The sequence below is a fragment of the Thermogutta sp. genome, assembly GCF_014359955.1.
Lineage (GTDB): Bacteria > Planctomycetota > Planctomycetia > Pirellulales > Thermoguttaceae > Thermogutta.
On the sequence record NZ_JACIYL010000396.1, the window covers coordinates 1 to 4,050 of the forward strand.

The window sequence follows — 4,050 nt, forward strand, 5'->3', positions numbered from 1 at the left end:
ATTGAGTGACCGCAGGCTTTTGATCTGCCCCAGGAACTTCATGCCGTCGTTGGTGATGCTGGTGTTTTCCAGAACGAGCACCTGAAGGTCGGGGAGCTTCGTCAGTTCCTGGATACCCGCGTCGGTGATGTCGGCGCCCCACAAGCTCAGCCGCTGGATGGTCGGGATCTGCGCGATGAGGGCCAGGTCCTGATCCGTCGTCTGCCTCTGGAAAAGGTCCACCGTCACCGGATTACCGTTCGCGTCTCGCTCAAGTTTGCCATTTAACTGGGTGACGCGTTCTTCCAGCTTCTTCACAAGGGCCGGGTCCACGGTAACGGTCGGCTGAGACGCCTTCGTTTCCGCCGCAGCCGGTGGCTTTTGCTCTTCCCCTTGCGGGGCGGTTTGCGGCTTCGGACATCCTGCACAGACCAGGGCAACAACTAAAATGGAACCGAGTCTCGCAAATGGACGCATCGAGCCTCTCCCGTCGCGAATGTCAGTTTGTTCTGTCACGATCGACACAAAGTTGGGCCGTCACTGTTGATAACACCATTACGCTACCACGGTCAACGCGTGTTCGCTACCCCGGGGGAAGACAAGACTCATGCAACGCGTGCGATTTTCCCGAGGCATTCACAACGCAATCTCGTCAATCTCGGATTTGTTTCAGCCCACCTGCTTCATGCTTGCATTTGCATCGATCTGCCCGCAGTTCGTGGCTGTGGAGTCACGCCCCAGACTTCCTGCGATAGACTTGCCATCGAATGCCCAGTTTGCGCATTCTGGAGCGCAACGTGTGGGGATTGATCCCCAGTAAAGCCGCCGCCCCTTTGGGACCCTCGATCCTCCCGGCGCACCGCCGAAGGGCTTCTTCGATGTGGCGACGATTGACTTCCTCCAACGTGGGAAAGGCCGCGTCCCGGGGGTTCTCTTTCTGGCGATCCGTGACACCAGGCGAGGTGCCAATTCCCAGGGCTTTGGCCACCTGCAGTCCCCGGCCATCGCCTAAAATGGCCGCGCGATCAATGACCGCCGCCAGCTCCCGAATGTTTCCCGGCCAGTCGTAGTTCATAAGAAGACGAATGTCTTCCTCAGTGGGCAGTTGGAGCGGCAAATTGAACCGCACCGCCGCCCGCTCGGCAAAATGCCGGGCAAGCGCCGGGATATCCTCGGGCCGGTCGCGGAGCGGCGGGAGAAAGATCGGAAAAACCGCCAGACGGTACCACAGATCTTCGCGAAACTGACCCGCCCGCACCATCTCCTGCAGGTTCCGATGTGTGGCAGCGATGATCCGCACGTCCACGGTGATGGGATGTCGGCCACCAACGCGCTCGAACGTTCCGTCCTGAAGAACCTGCAGAAGACGCACCTGGGCGTCCAGGGGAAGTTCTCCAATTTCGTCCAAAAAAAGCGTGCCTCCATCCGCCCTTTCAAACCATCCCTGATGCGTCTCCACCGCCCCCGTGAAACTTCCCTTTTCGTGACCGAAGAGCTGAGAGTCCACCAATTCGGGAGGGATCGCACCGCAATTCACGCGAAGAAAGGGCGCCTTCGCCCGCGGAGAGCGAAGATGGATGGTCCGCGCGATGAGCTCCTTCCCGGTACCCGTTTCTCCCAGCAAAAGCACTGGCACATCCGATCGAGCCACCAATTCCACGCGTTCCATAACGTGCTTGAGGCCACCGTCTGCTCCCACAATGGTGTCCCCCAGCGATTTTCGACCCAGACGCGCCAGAAGGGACTGTCGCTCGGCTTCGGCGGCTTCGCGAAGGACGGCCAACTCGCGGACCCGGGCATCATTCTCCAGGCTGACCGCCAGCGGCTCCAGCACCTCCTGGAAGAGTCGTACGTGAGAAGGCGTAAACGGTGGCCCATTTTCTTTTTCCACCAGCAACGCAATCCCCGTTGCCTTTCCGTCCGAGACCAGGCCGCCCACCAGCACAGCCGCCGGGGAGTTCCCAAACAAGGTTTCTAAATCCACGCCGCAAAGATCCGGCCGATTGGGCGGGATCTTCAACACTTCCCGCCCCAAACACCACTGCATAAGGCGGGAGAGTGCAACGCGCGAAAGGGGAGTTACTCTCTGCCCCAACCACGGGGGGACGGTCGGCGCGACGGCGACCGTCTCCAGGGCCGACTCGGACGGTTTCAACCGGCGGACCACCATCACCTCGAACGGGATGCGACTTTTGAGGACTGTCGCGATTCCCGCCACCGATTCGGCGATCTCGATATGGCGGCAGGCTTCCCGCCAGACTTCAACAAGGAGTGTGTTCTCATCCATCATAAGCAGTATTTGCCAACCCCTGCGCGAGATTTCCGTCACTGATAACGGTTTTGAATAAGCGGCGAGGATTTTTCGCGTTGATTCTTCGTCAGGAGAACGGTAACGGAGACTTTCCGTTAAATATAACGGACCTGGGCCTTGGATTCCAGTCTACCCCGTTATATTTCACGGATCGATTGGCCTTCAAAACCCGGTTAAAGACGCTGTGAAGTCATATTTCCTTACCTAGACGTCACTTGCGACGCGCTATTCGCCACTGGCATGGATCGTGCACAACGCCTTCACCCTTGGCCCACGGCCCGCGCATGTGCGGCATTGCCGTCGCCTGTCGGTTCACTGCGCGTGGCGCTCGGCCAATCTCAAATGACAACACCGTCCAACGTGGAGTTTCACCACTCATGCCCACCACGACAAATGCAAAGCTGCGTTTTCCTATCCACTGGAGAGCATGCCTGGCGGGCTTCGCCCTGGTTACCCTTTGTGCCGTGGTAACGGCGGGCGGGTGTGGCAGATCGGAATCCCACCTCGTGCTGCTCAATGTGTCCTACGACCCCACTCGGGAGCTTTACAGAGAGATTAACGCTTCATTTGCCCAATATTGGCAATCCAAAACTGGTCAGCATGTTGAGATCCGGCAGTCGCACGGTGGGTCCGGAAAGCAGGCCCGGGCGGTGATCGACGGCCTCCAGGCTGACGTGGTAACCCTGGCCCTCGCATACGATATCGATGTCATCGCTGCCCGAACGGGCCTCATCGCCGCGAATTGGCAGGAGCGTTTGCCCCATCGCAGTTGCCCGTACGTCTCCACCATTGTTTTCCTTGTCCGAAAAGGTAATCCCAAAAACATCCAGGATTGGGAGGACCTCACCAGGCCCGACGTCGAAGTGGTGACTCCCAATCCAAAGACTTCCGGCGGGGCGCGATGGAATTATCTGGCAGCGTGGGGATATGCCCTCAAACGCGAGTTAGGGGATCTCTCCAAAGTGAAAAACGCCTCGGCTCCCGAGGTCCAAAAGGCCCAGGAAAAGGCGTTTGAGTTTGTGCGGGCGATTTTTTCCCGGGTGAAGGTGATGGATACAGGAGCCCGCGGGGCCACCAACACCTTCATTCAGCGAGGAATTGGCGATGTGCTCATCGCCTGGGAAAACGAGGCCCTCCTGGCCACCCGGGAAGTGGGTGGGGAAAACGTCGAGCTGGTGGTGCCTTCCGTGAGCATTCTCGCCGAGCCCCCCGTGGCCGTGGTCGATGGCGTCGTGGACAGGCGGGGAACGCGTGCCGTGGCGGAGGCCTATTTGCAATTCCTTTACACCCCCGAGGCCCAGCGGATCATTGGGCGTCACTACTATCGGCCGGTGGATCCCACAGTGGCCCAAGAATTTGCAGACGTCTTTCGCCCCGTGGAGATGTTCACAGTGGACGACGTGTTTGGGGGCTGGGCAAAGGCCCAAAAGGAACACTTCGACGACGGTGGTACATTCGACCGCATTATGTAAGCGCAGACCTCCCTTTCGCGCTGACCCGGTATCCGGTGGAGGAGTTTTTCAGTGCCTTTCCGACTACGCGAGAGACGCCCGACGTTGCCCGGCTTTGGCCTCACGCTGGGGATTACGGTGAGCTACCTCGGCGCGATGGTCATCCTGCCCCTGGCGGCCTTCACGACGTTTCTGGCCAGCGGAACTGGCTGGAGCACCCTGTGGGAACCGCGGGTTTGGGCAGCCATCCGTCTGAGCCTTGGCTCTGCCCTGGCCGCCGCGATCGTGGACGCGGTGCTCGGGTTTGTC

The 4,050-nt window shown here is 59.5% G+C and carries 2 protein-coding genes and 2 pseudogenes; 2 read left to right on the forward strand and 2 right to left on the reverse strand.

Annotation, left to right across the window (positions count from 1 at the left end):
• Window positions 1–456, reverse strand: a pseudogene (locus tag H5U08_RS11950) (hypothetical protein); the annotation flags it as partial.
• Between the two features lie 253 nt (window positions 457–709).
• Complete coding sequence (locus tag H5U08_RS11955) at window positions 710–2,269, reverse strand: sigma 54-interacting transcriptional regulator (protein ID WP_297033301.1); 1,560 nt, start codon at window positions 2,267–2,269, stop codon at window positions 710–712.
• Window positions 2,270–2,667: 398 nt separating this feature from the next.
• On the opposite strand from H5U08_RS11955, the gene H5U08_RS11960 reads away from it, so the two are divergent.
• Entirely contained in the window at window positions 2,668–3,762 is a 1,095-nt protein-coding gene (locus H5U08_RS11960) for a sulfate ABC transporter substrate-binding protein (protein WP_297033302.1), read from the forward strand.
• Window positions 3,763–3,813: 51 nt separating this feature from the next.
• Window positions 3,814–4,050: pseudogene (locus H5U08_RS11965) on the forward strand (sulfate ABC transporter permease subunit CysT); the annotation flags it as partial.

What these genes read in the sequence shown, in the direction of transcription:
- H5U08_RS11955 (WP_297033301.1), bottom strand. Translation starts at nt 2,269, where the DNA reads ATGATGGATGAGAACACACTCCTTGTTGAAGTCTGGCGGGAAGCCTGC.
- H5U08_RS11960 (WP_297033302.1), top strand. Translation starts at nt 2,668, where the DNA reads ATGCCCACCACGACAAATGCAAAGCTGCGTTTTCCTATCCACTGGAGA.